The sequence below is a fragment of the Verruconatronum alginivorum genome, assembly GCF_056590205.1.
Genome location: NZ_JBWPVQ010000001.1, coordinates 4,186,242 through 4,202,915 on the forward strand (window position 1 = coordinate 4,186,242; position 16,674 = coordinate 4,202,915).

A 16,674-nucleotide genomic window follows, 5' to 3' on the forward strand; every position below is an offset into this window, starting at 1 on the left:
GCGCCATGGGAGGCGCGGGTGATCGGTTGGGTGAGTGAGATGGAATTAGACGAAGGCGCCGGCCCCGCGCAGATGCTCGCGCAATGCGTTCGGATCGAGGTCGCGGCAATCGCGCAACCCGGCGGCGACGCAAAGACCGGCCGCCGCCCCCGCTCCCTGGCCGATGGCGACCACTTGCGGAGTGATCCGGATGGCGGCATGGGCTTCGTGGGTGGAATCGATGCACCGGGAGGCTATCAAGAGATTGCGCACGCCTTTGGCGCAGACGCTCCGGTAAGGGACTTCGTAAAACTCGCCATCCGGCGGAGATTGGATTTCCGTGCCTTCGCCGCTTGGATTGTGGATGTCGACGTACCAGTTGCCGCGGGCGATGGCGTCGGGAAAACGGACACCCGAGGTGATGTCTTCGCCGGTGATGGTGTAATCGCAGGAGACGCGCCGGGTTTCCCGCACGCCGATGTGGCTCGCGGTGGAACTGACGTGGGCCGAGGCGAAACCGGGGACCCGCTTGCGGAGAAAACGGGCAATCTCCTGGACCTGGCGTCGACCCTCGATCATCGCTTCGCTGATGTCTTTGATTTGGGTTCCGTTCTTGCCGATGATCCGGGTGGTGTTGAAGACCCAGCGCCCGCGGACCGGCATTCGGCTCAAAAGGACGTTTTCGCGCGGCACGGTGACTTCGCCCGCCGTCTTGGCGGCCATCCAGGCCCGAGTGAGCCGGAAATCCCGGGCGCAAGCCGCTTCCGCCGCCTCGTCGTCGACGCCGTCCATGGTGAAAATCATCGTCATCGGTTGGACGCCGTTGTCGCCGTTGCGCCCGTAGCGGGTCTGCACCTTGGCGGCATGAGCGACATCGCCGTCGCCGCTGCTGTCGATGTAGTAGGTGCCGGTGATGACGCTGCGTCCCTGTTTCGATTCGACGACGATGCCGGTGATGGAATCGCCATCGCGCAACACATCGCTCACCTGGAGGAAAAAGTAAGGGATGACACCGGCCTCGATCACCATGCGGTCGAGGACCACCTTCATCGTTTCGGCGTCGTAGGTGCCGCCGAAGCCCGCGGTGTCCTTCACCGCGGTCGCGGCCGGACTCGACGGATCGTAGGGATCCTCGGTCGGGCTTTGCCACCAACCTTCGGCATCCGCGAGATTCTGTTGGATTTCGGAAAACAAACCGCGGACGAAGGGGAACGGCATGATCGAACTCAGGAGGCCGCTGGTCCAAGTCCCACCGAGCGCGCCGAACCGTTCGACCAGAATTGTCCGGGCTCCGGTCCGGGCCGCGGCGATCGCGGCGGCGACGCCACCGGGGCCGCCCCCCAGGACCACGACATCGGCGTGGTCCAGCAACGGAAGCTCTCGCTCTTTCTCAATGAATTTCACGGTAGAGGGTGCAAAGGACATAGTTGTTGCCCTAATCATAAATGCATTGCTCTTTCCTCACAATAGCATTTGATGACGTTAATTATGGCAGAAGATGATTCGATTCCCCCCGATGGCGGATCGCCCCCGCAAGACAATCCCCGAACCGCCGAAGCCCGGCCATTGGAGGCTTTCCTGAAAGTGATGGAGAAGCTGACCGGTCTTCAGATTTGCATCTATGATTTGAATTTCTTTCTTAACGAATCGCCCAACCTCACGGTGCCGAGGCGGTTGCGGATCCACAGTTGCTCTTACTGCCAGTTCATCAAGAGCAATCCCGAAGCGTATGCGAAATGTATCAAAACCGAGAACTGGCGGACGGCGAAGGCGGGGACGGCGGCCGGGCCGATTTTGCACACCTGTCACGCGGGGGTGACGGATCTGATCGTGCCGGTCCGGGCCGGCGGGACGCAGGTGGGTGCGGTGTTCCTCGGGCAGGCGTTGGCCGGCAACAATCGGGCGATTCAGGTCCGGTTGCAGAAACTTTGCGCCGCCTACGGCTACAAGCAGGAAGCTTTGGAGAAAGCGGCGAACGAGATGCCGCGGGTATCTACCGCCGATCTTCGCAAGGTCCAGCCGGTCGTCTCAGCGATCGCTGATTATCTGGAGCAGGCCGAGCGATTGGTGGCGCTTCAGGGAGAGAGCGATTATTGGGCCCACATGCAACAGGCGTACGAGTCGCTCCCTTCCGGGAAGATCAGTCTCGAGCAATTGCCGACTCCGGCGTTGGACCGGATTCGCACCTCGATTCAATCGGACGAGGACCGCCGGATTTGGAAATCCCTGGATTTGATTCGAGCCAGTTATCATAAAGCTCCGCCTTGCCAGGAGATTTCGCGGGCGGTCGGGATGAGCCAGTCGCATTTCAGTCGGGAATTTCGGCGGGTCACCGGGATGACTTACCGGCAATGCCTGTTGGAGTGCCGCCTCAACGCTGCTTTCTATCTGATCAAGCGGTATCGATTGACGATCGAGGAGGCGGCGGTGGTCGTCGGTTACGGGGACGGTTGCGCGTTGCAACGAGCTTTCAAGATGTTCATGGGGATGACGCCTCATCAGTTTCTCCGGCGTTACCCAAGGGCCTTCATGCTGGAGCGTTTCGAGGCCAACGAAAAAGTCGGCCGACGTAACAGCTGAATGAATACGTTTGCGGTGGTTTAAGGGAACGCGGGTGTCACCCATGTCCTGCCTCCGCGACGTGCTCGCGGAAGTTGAACGTGAAGAGCGCGACGGTAGCGATCCCGAGGCCGGCCGCCGCGAAGGGGACGAGCCGGAGGTCGAATTGGGCGAGTTGTCCGGCGGCGACGATGCCGATGATCCGGGAGATTCCGATGATGCTCATCGCGTAAATTCCCTGGATCGAGTTGCGAAACCGATCTTCGGATTGGTGGTTGAGGTAGATGATCGGTGAAATGAAGAGGGCCAGGATGATCATCCCGTGAAACACCTGCGCCAGGATGGCGATCCAGACGAAAGGGAAGAGTCCGAGCAACAGGGATTGGGCGACAAAACAGGCCGCGCCCCAAATCATGATGTTCCGCAGACCGAGCCGGGCTTGGATCCAGCCGAGTCCGAGGATGAAAAAGATCTCGAGAAGAACCCCGAAGTTGAAAATCAGTCCGACCCACTGCGGTTTGGCTCCGACGATCTCGACCAGGTAGAGCGGGTAAAAAACGCCCATCGAAGCGGAGCCGAGGGAAAAGAGGAAAATGGCGGCGCAGAACACCCGCATGTGGGGCCGGAAAAGGAGCCGGAAAGCCAAGGCGGTCGGGAGTCTTTGAGCGTCGTCGCCGTCATCGCGCGGTCGGAGCCGGGGATCCGGGAGCCGCAATACGTGGATCAGTGCGAGGGCGGAAAAGATCGAGGCGCAAATCAAGATGGCGGAGATGTTCCATCCCGCTTCCATGCCGAAATAGAGAATGATGCTCGGGACGATGAATCCGATCGTGCCGAAGACCCGTATCCGGTTGTAGGGGACGGTGGCGACCCGGGCGATTTCCTGTTTTCGCTGGATGCTGAATGCCATGCCGTCGTGCAGCGGGACGACACCGGCGTAGGCGAGGCTGTGGATCGCGAGCAAGAGCAAGGCGATCCAAAAACCGTGGGAGAGGAACAGCGTCAGCAGCGCCGTTCCACTGAGGGCGAAGATCAACGCCGTCAACCGCCGGGGATCGAAGCGGGTGTCGGCCAGCCACGTCATCAATACGGGCGTGAACAGAATCGACACCCCCGCGAGCCCCATCACCAAGCCGATTTGCCCTTCCCGGAAACCTTGTTCCTGTTTCAGGTAAATCGGGAGGAATGGGATGAGGCACCCCATGATCCCATACGCCAGAAAGTATTGTCGCTGGAGAACGTTCAATCGATCGGGCGATACCGGCGCCTCGGCTGGCTGGCGTTAATTTTTCGCACTCCCCGAGTCCGAGAGCACGTGAAGCGGAGGAGCGCTTCCTTGTTTATCCTGCCCCGGGTAGAGAGTGATGTGCGGGAACGGAATTTCGATATCGAGTTCGTCGAACCTCTTTTTTAACCGCTTGTTGAACTCCCGTCCGACCCGCCATTGTTGGATCGGTTTGGTGGTGGTCCGGGCGCGGACCACGACGGCCGAATCGTCGAAGCGATCGAGTCCGAGCACTTCCAGCGGGGAGAGAATGTCGTTTTTGAAATTCGGATCCTCGCGAAGTTCCTCGTCGACTTGTTTCATCACCTCGATGACCGCGTCGACATCTTCCCGGTAGGCGACACCGATATCGAAGACGTAACGTGAGAAATCCTTGGTCATGTTGGTGACGACGGTGATCTCGCCGTTGCGAACGTAATGCACGTTTCCGGCAAGGTCCCGCAGGATGGTCATCCGGAGATTGACGTGTTCGACGAGTCCCCCTTTTCCGGCGATTTCGACGACGTCGCCCACGCGGATCTGGTCCTCGAGCAGGATAAAAAATCCGGCGAGGATGTCGCGGACGACGTGTTGGGCGCCGAAGCCGATGGCCAAACCGAGAACCCCGGCGGTGGCGAGGATCGGGGTGATATCGACCCCGAACATATCGAGCAGCATCATTCCGGCGATGAGAAAGATCGCCACGATCAGGATGTTGCGGATCACGCCGCTCAAGGTTGCCGCCCGTTTTTGGGTTTCCGGATCGTCCGCGTTCCGCTTGCTGAATATCCGTTGGAGAAATCCGGATACCAGGTAGGAAGCCTTCAAGCCGAAAAGCAGCAAGGCGATGATGATCAGGATGGCCGGTCCGTTGGTGAGGATCCAGCTTCCGAGGTCTTGTAACAATTCTTCCATAATTCGAAACGGTTGGCTCCGGTTCACCCGGGCTGTCTGTTTAAATAGGAAAGATGCGGCCTCCTGTCACGCAGGAAACCGGAGAATGCCGAAGGGACTTTTACCCGAAGAATTTCGATCCCCGGGGCGGTCAGGACCGGCGGACCGCGCTGGGTTCGATCTCAACCAGAGGGAGGCGATAGCTGCGGTCGTCGCGCCAGACCCAGCGTAGACTGAAATCGAGGGGGCGCACTTCGGTGCGACGGACGGTTCCGTCCGGACGATATTCGACGGCCCGCAGATTGTTGCCGTTGAAACCATAAAGAAGAATCATCCCCGGACCTTCATCGAAATTTTGCGGGGCCGCCAACAGTAGACCGCGATCCAGGGCGATCCGGACGAACTCCAGTCCTTCGCGTCGGGCGAAGGAACGGGTTTGTCCCTGGGAAGCGCGGAGGTCGAAACGGTTCGCGTCGCGCACCTGACTTTCGATCCCGTTTTCGCCCAGACGGTCGGCCAAGGTCTGCAAAGAATCGGGGCGGGTGATTCGGACCGCTCGCGAGACGGTCTGGAGAAAGTCGGCCCGTATTTCCGGGTCGAGGCCGGTCACTCCCCCGGGGGCGGGTTGAGGGCGGGGAAAAGCGATCAGGGCGCCGGTGACCAACGGTTCGAGGATGCGATAGTCGAGGGGTTCCGAGCGTTTGCCCAGGGCCGGATCGAGCACCCAGAATCGGCGGCGCCGATCGTCGTAACCGATCGCGACCACCGCGTGTCCCGATTGGAGGTTTTCGTAGGAAATGATCACCGGTCGACCATCGGCGAGCGCGGTTCGGATGCCATCAAGGAGGTTGCGGCGTCCGGCGGTGTCGCGTCGGGAGGGAGGCGCGCTGAGGATCACCGTGTCGAGGCCGAAATTGCGCATGGCCCGGGCCAAGGCGGCAAAATCGGTGCCGGCGCTGCGGGCGGAGTCGCGCGAACTCACCCGGGCGATGTAGTCCTGGTCGAAATCGAGGCCGTGGAACCGGAGGACCATTTCGGCCGAGGCGGGAACACAAAAATTCTCGCGCTGGCTGACGTGACGCAGGCCCCGGATGTCGACCTGCGGGGGAAGCGAATCGGTCGGGAAATTCCCGGCTTGGTAATACCGGATCAAAGCGGCGTGTCGTTCCCGTTCGAGGAGGGCGAGGTGGTCGCGGTCAGCGGGCGAGAGTTGGGCCCGGCGGAGGGTGACCTCCCGCCCCCGCTGGTTGAAAAGAACGATCCTGTCGCCGTCGACTTCCTTGATTCGGCCGACGAATCGGCTTCCGGATGTGCTGGTCCAGACTCGCGACTCCTGGTCCCAGCCGGGCAGACCGCCTTCCGCTGCTTCCGGTGCCGGCGCGCCGACGGCGGCCCCGATCGTCCCGAAAAAGAGGAAGACCAGCCCGAGGAGATACCCACGGGACAATGAAGAGGCGAATGATCGTCGAAGTTTCATTTCACGGCTTGTTTGTCGTAAAGACCGCGATAAGTCGCATTGGTTTTGTGTAATTCGTCGTGGGTGCCGGTTGCGGTGATCCGGCCCTCTTCGAAGAGGAGGATTCGATCGGAGTGAAGGATGGTGCTGAACCGATGGGCGATGATCAAGACGGTTCGTCCGGCGGCCAGCTTTTGGAGCGCCTCCTGCAGCAACGACTCGCTCTCGGAATCGAGGGCGGAAGTCGGTTCGTCGAGGAGAATGATCGGGGCGTCTTTCAAAAAGGCCCGGGCGATCGACACCCGCTGGCGTTGTCCGCCGGAAAGACTGGAACCGCGTTCGCCGACCACGGTTTGGTATCCCCCGGGAAGAGCCTCGATAAACGAATCGGCGTTGGCCATCCGGGCGGCGGCGGTGATTTCTTCGTCGGTGGCGTCCGGTTTGCCGATCCGGATGTTGTTCGCGACGGTGTCGTCGAAAAGGATCGCCTCCTGCGAGACCAGGGCGATCTGGGCCCGGAGGGCGCTCTTCGTGACCTGGCGGACGTCCATGCCGTCGACGCGGACCGTGCCTTCGCTGACGTCGTAAAAACGCGGGATCAGGTTGAGGAAAGTCGATTTGCCGGCCCCGCTTGGACCGACCAGGGCGAAGGTTTTGCCGGCCTCCAGATCGATGGATACGTTTCGGAGAACGGGGGCCTGATCGTAAGCGAACCCGACGTTCTCGAAGGTGATCCGGCCGCGGGGTCGCGGAAAATCCCGGGGAGCGGCTGGTTCCGGAACGCTGTCGGGTTGGACGAGAATGTATTCCAGGCGGTCGAGCGACGCCTCGGCCCGGCGGATGGAGCTGTGCATTTGGCCCAGTTTTTTCACCGGCTCGTACCCCATGTAGAGAGTTCCGAGGAGGGCGGCGATGGTTTCCGGGTGGATGTCGGTGTCGATCGCGATGTAAAGAGCGAGGACCACGCCGACGGCCGAGACCACTTCGATCGTCGGGGTGAGGATTTTCTGATATTTGACCACCTTGAGACTGACCTTGAAGAAGTAGCGGCAACTCTCCTGGAAGCGGGAGATCTCCCGGCGTTCCATATTGTAGGCGCGGACCTCCCGGATCGCCGACAAATTCTCGTTGAGAATCCGGTTCATTTGTCCCGCTTCTGCTTGGACCTTGCGCGCTTTTTTCAGGACGCGTCGTCCGAAATAGCGGATCGGCAGGACGCAGGCGGGGACGGAGGTGAGGGCGATGAGGATGAAGCCGATTTCCCGTTGTTGGAAGGCGAGGTAGGTGAGGGCTCCGGCCGCGCCGAGCAAGGTCGCGGGTTGCTTGATCAAGTCGTTGACGACGGCGATCAAGGCTGTTTGCAACTGGGCCGTGTCGCCGAGGACCCGGCTCATCAGGTCGCCGATGGAGTTCTTGCTGAAAAACGTGAGGGGCAGCTGTTGAAGGCGGGCGAAAACGTCGAGCCGCATCCGCTCGAGGACATGGAGGCCGCAATAGGCCATCAAGTAGGAATTGAGGAAGCCTCCGACGGCCCGCAAAGTCAGGACGAGCGGCACCAAGGCGAGGATGCCGATCAGCAAGGCACCCCGGGGCGGATCGTCGCCGGTGACCAATGGAACGATCCGGTGGATGATCAACGGGATGCCGAGGCCGGAGGAGGCACCGTAGAGGATGCCAAAGGCGAGGCCGAGGCCGAACGGGAGCCGGACTTGTTTTAAATACGATAGATACGGACGAAAACGCTTCAGCATGTTTGTGGGGGAATCATTTGCAATGTGGCGCGGGAAACAAGCGTGTTCTTCCGGACCTGCGGGTCCGAACCGCGGAGGCCGGTCCAAGCCGCCTGGCGACGCGGGGTAGGGTCGTGGTTCGGTGGTCCTCGGCCGTGCTGTCGGGCGGGCGCGAATCTTCGGGGAAGATTCGCTACTTTTCATGCTATTTGCGCTCTTTTGCGGCTAGCCCAACTGCGGGGTCTCGTTCATCGGTCTGTTTGTGCGGGGTCATGCCTTAGTCGGCGTTGGCTCCCACAGGATTGGCGGATGATCAGCGGTGCATCGATCAGGATTTTACGAGCCGGCATCTCGGGGGATTCGATCCGGCTCAGCATCGTGCTGACGGCGGCGTTCCCGATCCAAGTGCATGGTTGATGGATGGTGGTCAGCGGTATTCTCAGCAACTTCGCATAACGGACGTCATCGAAGCCGGCCACGCGCACTTGGCTCGGGACCGCTACACCGATGTCTTCCAAGCTGTGCATCAATTCCCCCGCCGTCATATCGTTTGCGCAAATGATGGCAGTTGCTCCGTGGTCGATTACCCGCCGGACAAAGCCAGCATCCTCTGGATCTCCGTAATGAACCCACTCGGGATTTGGGAGGATCCCGCTTTGACGGAGCGCCTCCTGGTAACCGGCGACGCGGAGGTCCACAGTGGAGGCAGAAAGGGGACGACTGACAAAGTCGATCCGTTTGGCGCCAAGGCTGAGAAAATGTTGGGCGAGGACGAACCCGGCCCGCCGGTTATCAATTCCCACCAGGTCGTAACTGGATCGATTGGGTTCGGCTACCAGGTCGGAGTCGAGTAGAACGACGGGGATATTGGCTGCTTGAAGTTTGCTGAGGATCTTCGAATTGACCCGGTCTTTTTCGGTAGACAGCTCAAGCGGGGCGAAGAACACCCCGGCGACCGAGCGTTTGACAAGTTCGTCGCAAAGCCGCTCCACCTCTTCGGGCGTTGGTCCAGTCTGGGCGTCCCCGGATTGGCTCCAAAGAAGGGCGTGTTCCGAAGCATGGAGGCTCCGGGCAATCTGGGAGCAGATCGGTTCGAAAATCTCCGTCCGGTTCAATCCCGGGAACAATAATCCGAAGATCATTCCAACTCGATGATCACCGGAAACCTGTTTGATGTAGGAACCGGACCCGACCCGCCGTTCGATGAAGCCCTCCGTCGAGAGATCGCGAAGCGCCCGGGCGACGGTCGGACGGGATGCGGCAAAACGTTCAACGAGTGCGCTCTCCGAAGGCAGGCGATCGCCCGGCTTGGAACCGGGGGCTGTGATCAGACTGTAAAGGTATTTGTAAATTCTTTCATGCTTGGCCATCGCCGGTTCTCTTAAACTCATGCTTGGGAACATGGGCAAGTCACCGGCAAGCGCAAGCACTTAGGCGAATCTGCTATTACAACTTTAGTGTAGTTGAAACATATTTGCCTGCAAATAGGTAAGTTTTTTATGCGTTTATGTGTTGACAGGAGGAACTGCCATTTCCTTAATGGGCGTCATGACGTGCGATGAACCGACCCCTCCCCGTTATGGAGACTTTCGCGTTGGCCGGAGCCATAGGTTGAAAAAAGAAGGAGCGCTGTTGAGATGATGAATTCCTACGTTTTCAAATGTGCCATTGTGGCGGCCATGGGGGGATTTCTCTTTGGTTTCGATACGGTCGTCATTTCCGGTGCCGAGCAAAAGATCCAGAGGCTTTGGCAACTGAGCGATGCGATGCACGGTCTGGCGATCAGCATTGCCCTTTGGGGGACCGTTCTGGGCGCCTTGCTGGGAGGGTGGCCGACGAATCGTTTCGGGCGTCAGTGCACGCTGTTGTGCATCGGTGTTCTCTATTTGGTGTCGGCTCTTGGGTCGGCTTTGGCCGTGGATCCTGTGACGTTTATGGTCTCGCGATTCATCGGCGGTTTGGCAGTCGGCATCTCCACGGTGGCCGCTCCCCTTTATATTTCTGAGATCGCTCCGGAACACTTGCGTGGGCGCCTGACCGGGATGTTTCAGTTCAACATCGTCCTCGGGATCCTCATTGCTTTCGCCTCAAACGCGCTGATCGCGGGATTGGGCGAGAACGCCTGGCGGTGGATGCTTGGTGTGGAAGCCTTTCCCGCGTTGGTGTTCGCCGGATTCTGTCTGACGATACCGGAAAGCCCTCGCTGGTTAATCGGCCAACGGAACAATCGGGAGGCGGCTCGGAAGACCTTTGCTTTGGTGCAACCTCACCTGACCGCGGCGGAGTTGGATTCGAAGGTGGAGAAGATATCCGCCGCGGCTCATGCCAGTGGGAGCACCGTTCCGTTTTGGAGCCGCCGCTTGAAGGCGCCGATCACCTTGGCATTTCTCATCGCTTTCTTTAACCAGTTATCCGGGATCAATGCGGTGCTGTATTTCGCCCCCCGGATTTTCGAAATGACCGGGTTGGGGGAACGGGCCGCATTGCTTCAATCGATCGGAATCGGAGTCACGAATCTCCTCTTCACATTCGTCGGGCTCTGGTTGATCGATCGAATCGGCCGTCGCACGCTTTTGTTGGTGGGCTCCTTGGGGTATATCGTTTCCCTCGGGTTGGTCTCATGGGCGTTCTTTACGGAAAACTTCAGCTTGGTGCCCATTTGTATTTTCGCCTTCATCGCGGCGCATGCGATGGGGCAGGGGGCGGTGATCTGGGTCTTTATTTCGGAGATCTTCCCGAACCGGCATCGGGCTTCGGGCCAGGCATTGGGGAGTTCCACCCACTGGGTTTTCGCGGCCTTGTTGACCCTTGTCTTTCCCATTACGGTGAGTGCCTTCGCTCCCGCTTATGTTTTCCTCTTCTTCTGTTTCATGATGCTCCTCCAACTATTCTGGGTGATGTTCATGGTTCCCGAGACCAAGGGCAGAGCACTGGAAGAAATTGAAAAGAACCTCGCTGGCCTCCCTGCGGGGAACCCGGAACAAGAAGTCGCCTCGACGGAACGGTTGACCGAAGGAAATAAGACACTGGGCTTGAAGTAATCGATCAAGGGGGGCTCTAGCGCTCTCTCGCTCGGATCTTCCGTTTCAACATCAAACTATCAACCAGACCCTTAATCATTTAATGCACCAACGATGGTGCCCTAACAAAACAACCCACCCATCCCATGAAAATCAAAAAACAAACGTTTAAAGCAACCAGCTTGGTTGCCTTGGTCATATTTGCGTGCCAATCCCTCGGTGCGATCGGTATCACGGAAAACCTGTTAGGACATTGGGCTCTCGATGAATCAGACCCCCAGAATTTACAGGTCATTAACTCTGCTCCAGTCGCCGACCCTGAGCATGGGGTTCGAACGGCAGGCATTGAAGTGAATCAGCCCGCACCGACGGGGGCGGGTTACCTCTTCAATGGCCTTACCAATAACGACTACGTGGATTTGGGGACTTCCTTTTCGCCAATTCTTCGATTGACGAATGAGTTGACCATCAGCGCTTGGATTAATCCAGCCTTTCTTCGCTCCGGTTCGGGGGCAAACTCTCGGCAGACAATCCTGGGAGCCAACACCCATTTACAGTTCTCTTTGGAAAACGAGGGGCAGTTTGTCTATGTTTACCGAAGGGACGAGGCGTTCGTTACTGTTCGATTTGGGAATGCACCCAAGGTATCGGCGGGCGAGTTTATTCATGTCGCTATTACCCATGAGCATGATCCTGATAATTTTAATGATGATGCGATATCGCTCTATGTTAATGGAGAGTTGTTCGAACGCGTATATCCATTTCCCAGCATTCAAAACTTCGAAATCGATGGGAATACGTTGTTCCTCGGAAGATACGAGGGAAACACCACCCGTGACTTCGACGGCTTGATGTCTGATGTCGGCTTGTGGGCCGGCCGAGTATTGTCCCACCAGGAAGTCGCGGTAACGGGGGGTGTTGGCCGGGCAGGTTTTCCACTCACTTCCGCTGAAATCGATGATCTCCTTGCGGTGTACTCCGCAGGCGAGGGAACGGTGACAACAGGTTCATGGACGTGGACCTACACTAACAACGTGGGGACCCCCGCAGATGGATCATCTCTTGCCATGGGCAAGCATTTTTATGGAGAGGACGGTAATATATATGTGATTCTAGATGGTTCTGCTGGAGCCTGGACGGGGCTGAAGGCTGAGGGAGGTATTCCGTTCACCTTGCCTATTCGGATTGTGCAGGAACCGGCAGATCAAGAGGTGGATTTCGGAGGTTCTGCTGCTTTCTCGGTGGAGGTGGAAAGCCCTGGACCGGTCCAATACCAGTGGTTCTTTGGGACTTACGGGTCGGCGTTGGCCCTCGATGGTGAAACGACGTCTGTGTTGCATATAGAAAACGTGGGCCTCTCCGACGAAGGGACCTATTTTTGCGAGATCTCGAAGTCAGACGGTGACTTCTCCGTAACCACCCGCCAAGCTCAGTTGACGGTTTTGAATAAGCCAACCCCTGAGTCTGGCCTTGTCGGGCATTGGAGGTTGGATGAAATGGATCCTGAAAACTTGACCGTATTCAATTCGGTCGCAGGAGCATTGGAGCATGGAGTCCGAAATCCGACAATCGAGGTAGGGCAACCATCGCCGATCGGCAATAGTTATCTATTCGATGGGGCAGTGAGCGACAATCATTTGGTTGAACTCGGATCGTGGGTCGGCAGTGAGCTCACCGAAACCAACAGCGTCACCGTAAGTGCGTGGGTCAATCCAGATTTTTTCAGTCAGGTTTCGGGAGCGAATAGTCGTCACATAATTCTGGCGACGAACTTCCATTTTCAGTTTGCGCTCCATGCTCAAGGCCAACTTTTCTTTTTCTTCCGGGACGGTAATTCATCGAACGTCACCCTGGTTCAGTCGAGTGAATTTGAGGATCGAGTTCGAATCGGTGAATGGAACCATGTGGCCGTCAGGCGAACTGGTTCAGAAGCGGCCCTTTATCTCAATGGAGTCGAAGTGGGTTATCGAAACGACCTCCCGGCCGACAACTTCACCATGGACACCACTCAGGTGCGTCTCGGGTGGGATGGTGCCAACACGGTGCGGGTTTTCTCCGGCTTGATGAATGATGTCGGGCTCTGGAGCGCCGAATCCCTGACTCCGCAGGAGATTTCGGTGATAGGTGGGCTTGGGCGGATCGGTTTACCTCTTTCTTCCAAACTCGAAATGGAAGAAATACTTGCCCTATACAATGCGCAGACCGGAGTTGTCGTGACGGGCGATTGGGAGTGGAGTTTTGTTACCAGCTTTCCCGACCCTCGCGATGGATCCAGTATCGCAATGGGAAAGCATTATATTGACGTCAATAACGAGGTTTATGTGGTTCTGGGCGGAAGTCCGGGAGCATGGCAAGGTGTTCGAGGGGCGGGCGGCCCGTTGTGGGGTCCTCCCATTGAAATCGTTGAAGAACCGCAGGACTTGGAAGTTGAGCTGGGAGAGTCCGCGACCTTTCATGTTACTGTCAATAGCGCGGGGGATGTGAAGTATCAATGGTTTCAAAAAAGATACGGTGCAACGATCAGACTAGATGGAGAGACCGCAGACACTTTGCACATAGAGGACGTCGGGCATTCCGACGAAGGAAGTTATTTTTGCGAAATCTCGGAGATCAATGGGGATTTTTCCGTGACCACGCGCCAAGCTCAGTTGACCGTATTGAATAAGCCAATCGCCGGGCCCGGTCTCGTCGGACATTGGAGGCTCGATGAAACTCATCCTGATACCTTGCTGGTGAATAATTCGGCGGCGGGAGCGCCGGAGCATGGAATCCGGAATCCGGCGATCCAGGTGGGGCACCCATCGCCGATCGGGAATAGTTACCTTTTCAATGGGGCGGTGAGCGACAACCATATCGTCGAACTGGGCTCGTGGGCGGGGAGCGGTTTGACCGAAACAAACAGCGTGACCGTAAGTGCGTGGGTCAATCCAGATTTCTTCAGTCAAGTGGCGGGCGCGAACAGCCGTCATATAATTCTGGCGACGAACTTTCATTTTCAGTTCGCGCTCCATGCTCAAGGCCAACTCTTCTTTTTCTTCCGGGACGGCAATTCATCGAACGTCACCTTGGTTCAGTCGAGTGATTTCGAGGAGCGGGTTCGAATCGGTGAATGGAATCATGTGGCCGTTCGGCGGACTGGTTCGGAAGCGGCCCTTTATCTCAATGGAGTCGAAGTGGGTTATCGAGACGATCTCCCGGTCGATAATTTCACCATGGACGTCAATCAGGTGCGTCTTGGCTGGGAGGGCGTCAATACGGTTCGGGTGTTTTCCGGTCTGATGAGTGATGTTGGATTGTGGAGTGCCGCATCCCTGACCCCGCAGGAAATATCGGTGATTGGCGCGCTTGGGCGGGTAGGTGTTCCACTTTCCGCCGCAACTGAAATGGAAGCAATACTCGCCGTTTACAACGCGCAGAGCGGAGTTGTTGTGACAGGGGGCTGGGAGTGGTCCCCGACGGAGATATTCGCTGTTCCAGGGGATGGCTCGGCCATCGCCCTGGGACGTCATTATGTCGGTGAAGATAACAAGGTTTATGTAGTGCTCGGAGGCAGTGAGGGGGCATGGACCGGAATGGTCGCCGAGGCGGCTGATTTGGAGGGTTTCACGGAATGGGTTGAGAAGAACTTCAACGAGGATGAGCAAGCGAATCCGAATATCAGCGGACCCTACGCCACGCCGCTGGGAGATGGCGTGTCCAATCTAATGAAGTATGCGTTCGGTATGGAGCCAAAAGTTCCGGCTCCCCGCGAGAGATTGCCGCAATCCGTAGTTGAAGATGGTGAGTTAACGTTTACCTATACTCGCGCGAAGGCTCTTTCGGATGTCGATTTCGAAATCGAATTTTCGGTGGATTTGATAGATTGGGAACCGGTTTCCGAATTTACGGAGCAAATCGTGGATGACATTGAAACCGAATACGTGACCGTTAAACCGATCGGTTTGTCCGACGATTTTGATCGGATGTTCCTGAGATTACGAGCTCTTCTTCGGGATTTTTAAACCGATCCTTAGTGAATTCGACGAGATAAATTGAATTATTTAAAAACTTCAAACGAAGGTTGCGTCATGAGAAAATCAACCAGTGCGTTTACTCTTATCGAGTTACTTACGGTTATTGCAATTATTGGAATATTGGCTGCAATGCTCATTCCTGTTGTGGGTCGTGTGCGGGAATCGGCGAAAAACGTTAAGTGTTTGACCAACGTCCGGCAATTGGGGATGGCCGCCCTGCTTTATGAAAATGAGAATGAACATTTGCCTTGGGGAACGTTTCCTTCAGGATCCGCCTGGACCTACCATTTGATTCCTTATGTTGAAGGACAGGACCGGCTCACTGAACGAAATTGGAATCCTGTTCACGAATGTCCATCCAGGGCTCTTCCACCGAGGCCGGGCGTCGAATTTACGGTGACCTACGCCGCTAACCGAGCTGTTTTTACTCTTCCGTCTGAAGGAAGCAGACCCCCGAGCGTGTCTCAAATTGGACGCCCCACGGAAGTGGTAATGTTCGGAGACGCGACGCAACTCGCCCATGGGGATGCCAACAGTACATTTGGATCTTTTCCGGTTGCTGGAAGCGAAAGGAACTCCGATCAGCCAGTCGACATCGGACCGGATTCGGACCCGTCCACATCCGGAACATGGCCGCGCTATCGACATCAAGGCCGCGCAAACTTTGTCTATGTGGACGGACATGTTGCGGGGATTGCCAAGGGAAGCCTGCTTTACAGGAATGTTGTTTGGAATTATTGAATTCATAATATGAATGAAGACTATTAATTTTGTGAATAAATGATTTTAGATAGAACTATCTAAACTATTATGGCGAGATGTATGGATGTTGTGGAAACTGGATTTGAGGATAGTAAGCCGGTGGTAGTCGGGTTTGGAGAAGTGTTATGGGATAACTTTGTAGAACAATCTTCATTCGGGGGCGCTCCCGCTAATTTCGTCTGTCATGCCGCGGCAATGGGGGCCGATGCCCACTTGGTAAGTGCCGTAGGAAACGATGTTCTCGGTGACAAGGCGTTGACGATCTTACGGAAAAAGGGGGTCAATGTGGATTCCGTTCAGCGTAGTGGCGAATTACCCACGGGAAGTGTGGATGTGAGCGTTGATTCTTTAGGTCGTCCCTCTTATACGATAAACACTCACTCGGCTTGGGATTCGATCGGTTGGACTCCCGGATTAGCGACATTGGCTCGACAAGCGGACGCGGTCTGTTTTGGCACGTTGGCGCAGCGGGGCCTGGCCTCTCGCCGGACTCTTGCCAGATTTCTGGAAATGACGAAGCCGTCCTGTCTGCGTGTGTTTGACGTCAACTTGCGAGGCGATTTTTTCGACCGGGAAATGATTGAAAAGTCGCTGGGACGAGCTTCGGTGCTTAAGGCGAGTGATGAGGAACTGTGGGTATTATCCGAATTGTTCGACCTCAAAGGGCAGGGTGAACGGGATCGCATGAGGGAGTTGATCTCGCGATTTGATCTCAGGTGGATGGTTTTGACTTGCGGGCCGCGAGGGGCGGTTGTTGTGGGACCCGATTGCGAAATTGTCGTTGATGCACGCTCGGTCCGGGTCCACGATACGATTGGAGCGGGCGATTCTTTTTCCGCTACGATGACAATCGGTCTACTTCTGGGGTGTAGACTGGAGCCACTGGTTTCCCATGCATGTCGGGTTGCCGAATATGTATGTTCTCAAGCTGGTGCTCTTCCGAGTCTTCCCGAGTCTCTGGTGAAGCTTCCGGTTTATGAAGCGGGTAGAATCTAAT

The 16,674-nt window shown here is 57.0% G+C and carries 11 protein-coding genes; 5 read left to right on the forward strand and 6 right to left on the reverse strand.

Annotation, left to right across the window (positions count from 1 at the left end):
- Nucleotides 1-45 precede the first annotated feature (45 nt).
- Nucleotides 46-1,383: an FAD-dependent oxidoreductase gene (locus ACWUI2_RS15020; protein WP_486983667.1), complete on the reverse strand. Its 1,338-nt coding sequence runs from the start codon at nt 1,381-1,383 to the stop codon at nt 46-48.
- A gap of 84 nt (nt 1,384-1,467) precedes the next feature.
- Between ACWUI2_RS15020 and ACWUI2_RS15025 the strand changes: the two genes are divergently transcribed.
- Nucleotides 1,468-2,559, forward strand: coding sequence for a PocR ligand-binding domain-containing protein (locus ACWUI2_RS15025; protein WP_486983668.1), 1,092 nt, complete (start codon nt 1,468-1,470; stop codon nt 2,557-2,559).
- A gap of 37 nt (nt 2,560-2,596) precedes the next feature.
- Here the strand turns inward: ACWUI2_RS15025 and ACWUI2_RS15030 are convergent, their stop codons facing one another.
- The 5 genes from ACWUI2_RS15030 to ACWUI2_RS15050 all read right to left on the reverse strand — a co-directional run bounded on the left by ACWUI2_RS15030 (nt 2,597) and on the right by ACWUI2_RS15050 (nt 9,273).
- Nucleotides 2,597-3,784, reverse strand: coding sequence for an MFS transporter (locus tag ACWUI2_RS15030; RefSeq protein ID WP_486983669.1), 1,188 nt, complete (start codon nt 3,782-3,784; stop codon nt 2,597-2,599).
- Nucleotides 3,785-3,820: 36 nt separating this feature from the next.
- Complete coding sequence (locus tag ACWUI2_RS15035) at nt 3,821-4,717, reverse strand: mechanosensitive ion channel family protein (RefSeq protein ID WP_486983670.1); 897 nt, start codon at nt 4,715-4,717, stop codon at nt 3,821-3,823.
- 130 nt (nt 4,718-4,847) lie between these two features.
- Nucleotides 4,848-6,173 (reverse strand): C39 family peptidase, encoded by a 1,326-nt coding sequence (locus tag ACWUI2_RS15040; RefSeq protein WP_486983671.1) that lies wholly within the window; start codon nt 6,171-6,173, stop codon nt 4,848-4,850.
- Nucleotides 6,170-7,903 (reverse strand): ABC transporter ATP-binding protein, encoded by a 1,734-nt coding sequence (locus tag ACWUI2_RS15045; RefSeq protein WP_486983672.1) that lies wholly within the window; start codon nt 7,901-7,903, stop codon nt 6,170-6,172. Before ACWUI2_RS15045 ends, ACWUI2_RS15040 begins: the two co-directional genes overlap by 4 nt.
- A gap of 227 nt (nt 7,904-8,130) precedes the next feature.
- On the reverse strand, nt 8,131-9,273 hold the full coding sequence (locus ACWUI2_RS15050; RefSeq protein ID WP_486983673.1) for a substrate-binding domain-containing protein: 1,143 nt from the start codon (nt 9,271-9,273) through the stop codon (nt 8,131-8,133).
- A gap of 249 nt (nt 9,274-9,522) precedes the next feature.
- On the opposite strand from ACWUI2_RS15050, the gene ACWUI2_RS15055 reads away from it, so the two are divergent.
- From ACWUI2_RS15055 to ACWUI2_RS15070, 4 genes are all read left to right on the forward strand, one after another.
- A complete protein-coding gene (locus ACWUI2_RS15055; protein ID WP_486985071.1) occupies nt 9,523-10,923 on the forward strand; it encodes a sugar porter family MFS transporter in 1,401 nt (466 codons plus the stop codon).
- Nucleotides 10,924-11,048: 125 nt separating this feature from the next.
- Complete coding sequence (locus ACWUI2_RS15060) at nt 11,049-14,903, forward strand: LamG-like jellyroll fold domain-containing protein (RefSeq protein WP_486983674.1); 3,855 nt, start codon at nt 11,049-11,051, stop codon at nt 14,901-14,903.
- A gap of 66 nt (nt 14,904-14,969) precedes the next feature.
- Nucleotides 14,970-15,656 carry a DUF1559 family PulG-like putative transporter gene (locus tag ACWUI2_RS15065; protein WP_486983675.1) on the forward strand — a complete coding sequence of 229 codons (687 nt, stop codon included), beginning with the start codon at nt 14,970-14,972 and terminating at the stop codon, nt 15,654-15,656.
- 81 nt (nt 15,657-15,737) lie between these two features.
- Complete coding sequence (locus tag ACWUI2_RS15070; RefSeq protein WP_486983676.1) at nt 15,738-16,673, forward strand: carbohydrate kinase family protein; 936 nt, start codon at nt 15,738-15,740, stop codon at nt 16,671-16,673.
- The last annotated feature ends 1 nt before the right edge of the window (nt 16,674 follow it).

Excerpts from the sequence above, each read along its gene's own strand:
- ACWUI2_RS15070 (WP_486983676.1), top strand. The coding sequence starts at position 15,738 with ATGGATGTTGTGGAAACTGGATTTGAGGATAGTAAGCCGGTGGTAGTC.
- ACWUI2_RS15025 (WP_486983668.1), top strand. The coding sequence starts at position 1,468 with ATGGCAGAAGATGATTCGATTCCCCCCGATGGCGGATCGCCCCCGCAA.
- ACWUI2_RS15065 (WP_486983675.1), top strand. The coding sequence starts at position 14,970 with ATGAGAAAATCAACCAGTGCGTTTACTCTTATCGAGTTACTTACGGTT.
- ACWUI2_RS15040 (WP_486983671.1), bottom strand. The coding sequence starts at position 6,173 with ATGAAACTTCGACGATCATTCGCCTCTTCATTGTCCCGTGGGTATCTC.
- ACWUI2_RS15050 (WP_486983673.1), bottom strand. The coding sequence starts at position 9,273 with ATGAGTTTAAGAGAACCGGCGATGGCCAAGCATGAAAGAATTTACAAA.
- ACWUI2_RS15035 (WP_486983670.1), bottom strand. The coding sequence starts at position 4,717 with ATGGAAGAATTGTTACAAGACCTCGGAAGCTGGATCCTCACCAACGGA.
- ACWUI2_RS15060 (WP_486983674.1), top strand. The coding sequence starts at position 11,049 with ATGAAAATCAAAAAACAAACGTTTAAAGCAACCAGCTTGGTTGCCTTG.
- ACWUI2_RS15055 (WP_486985071.1), top strand. The coding sequence starts at position 9,523 with ATGAATTCCTACGTTTTCAAATGTGCCATTGTGGCGGCCATGGGGGGA.
- ACWUI2_RS15045 (WP_486983672.1), bottom strand. The coding sequence starts at position 7,903 with ATGCTGAAGCGTTTTCGTCCGTATCTATCGTATTTAAAACAAGTCCGG.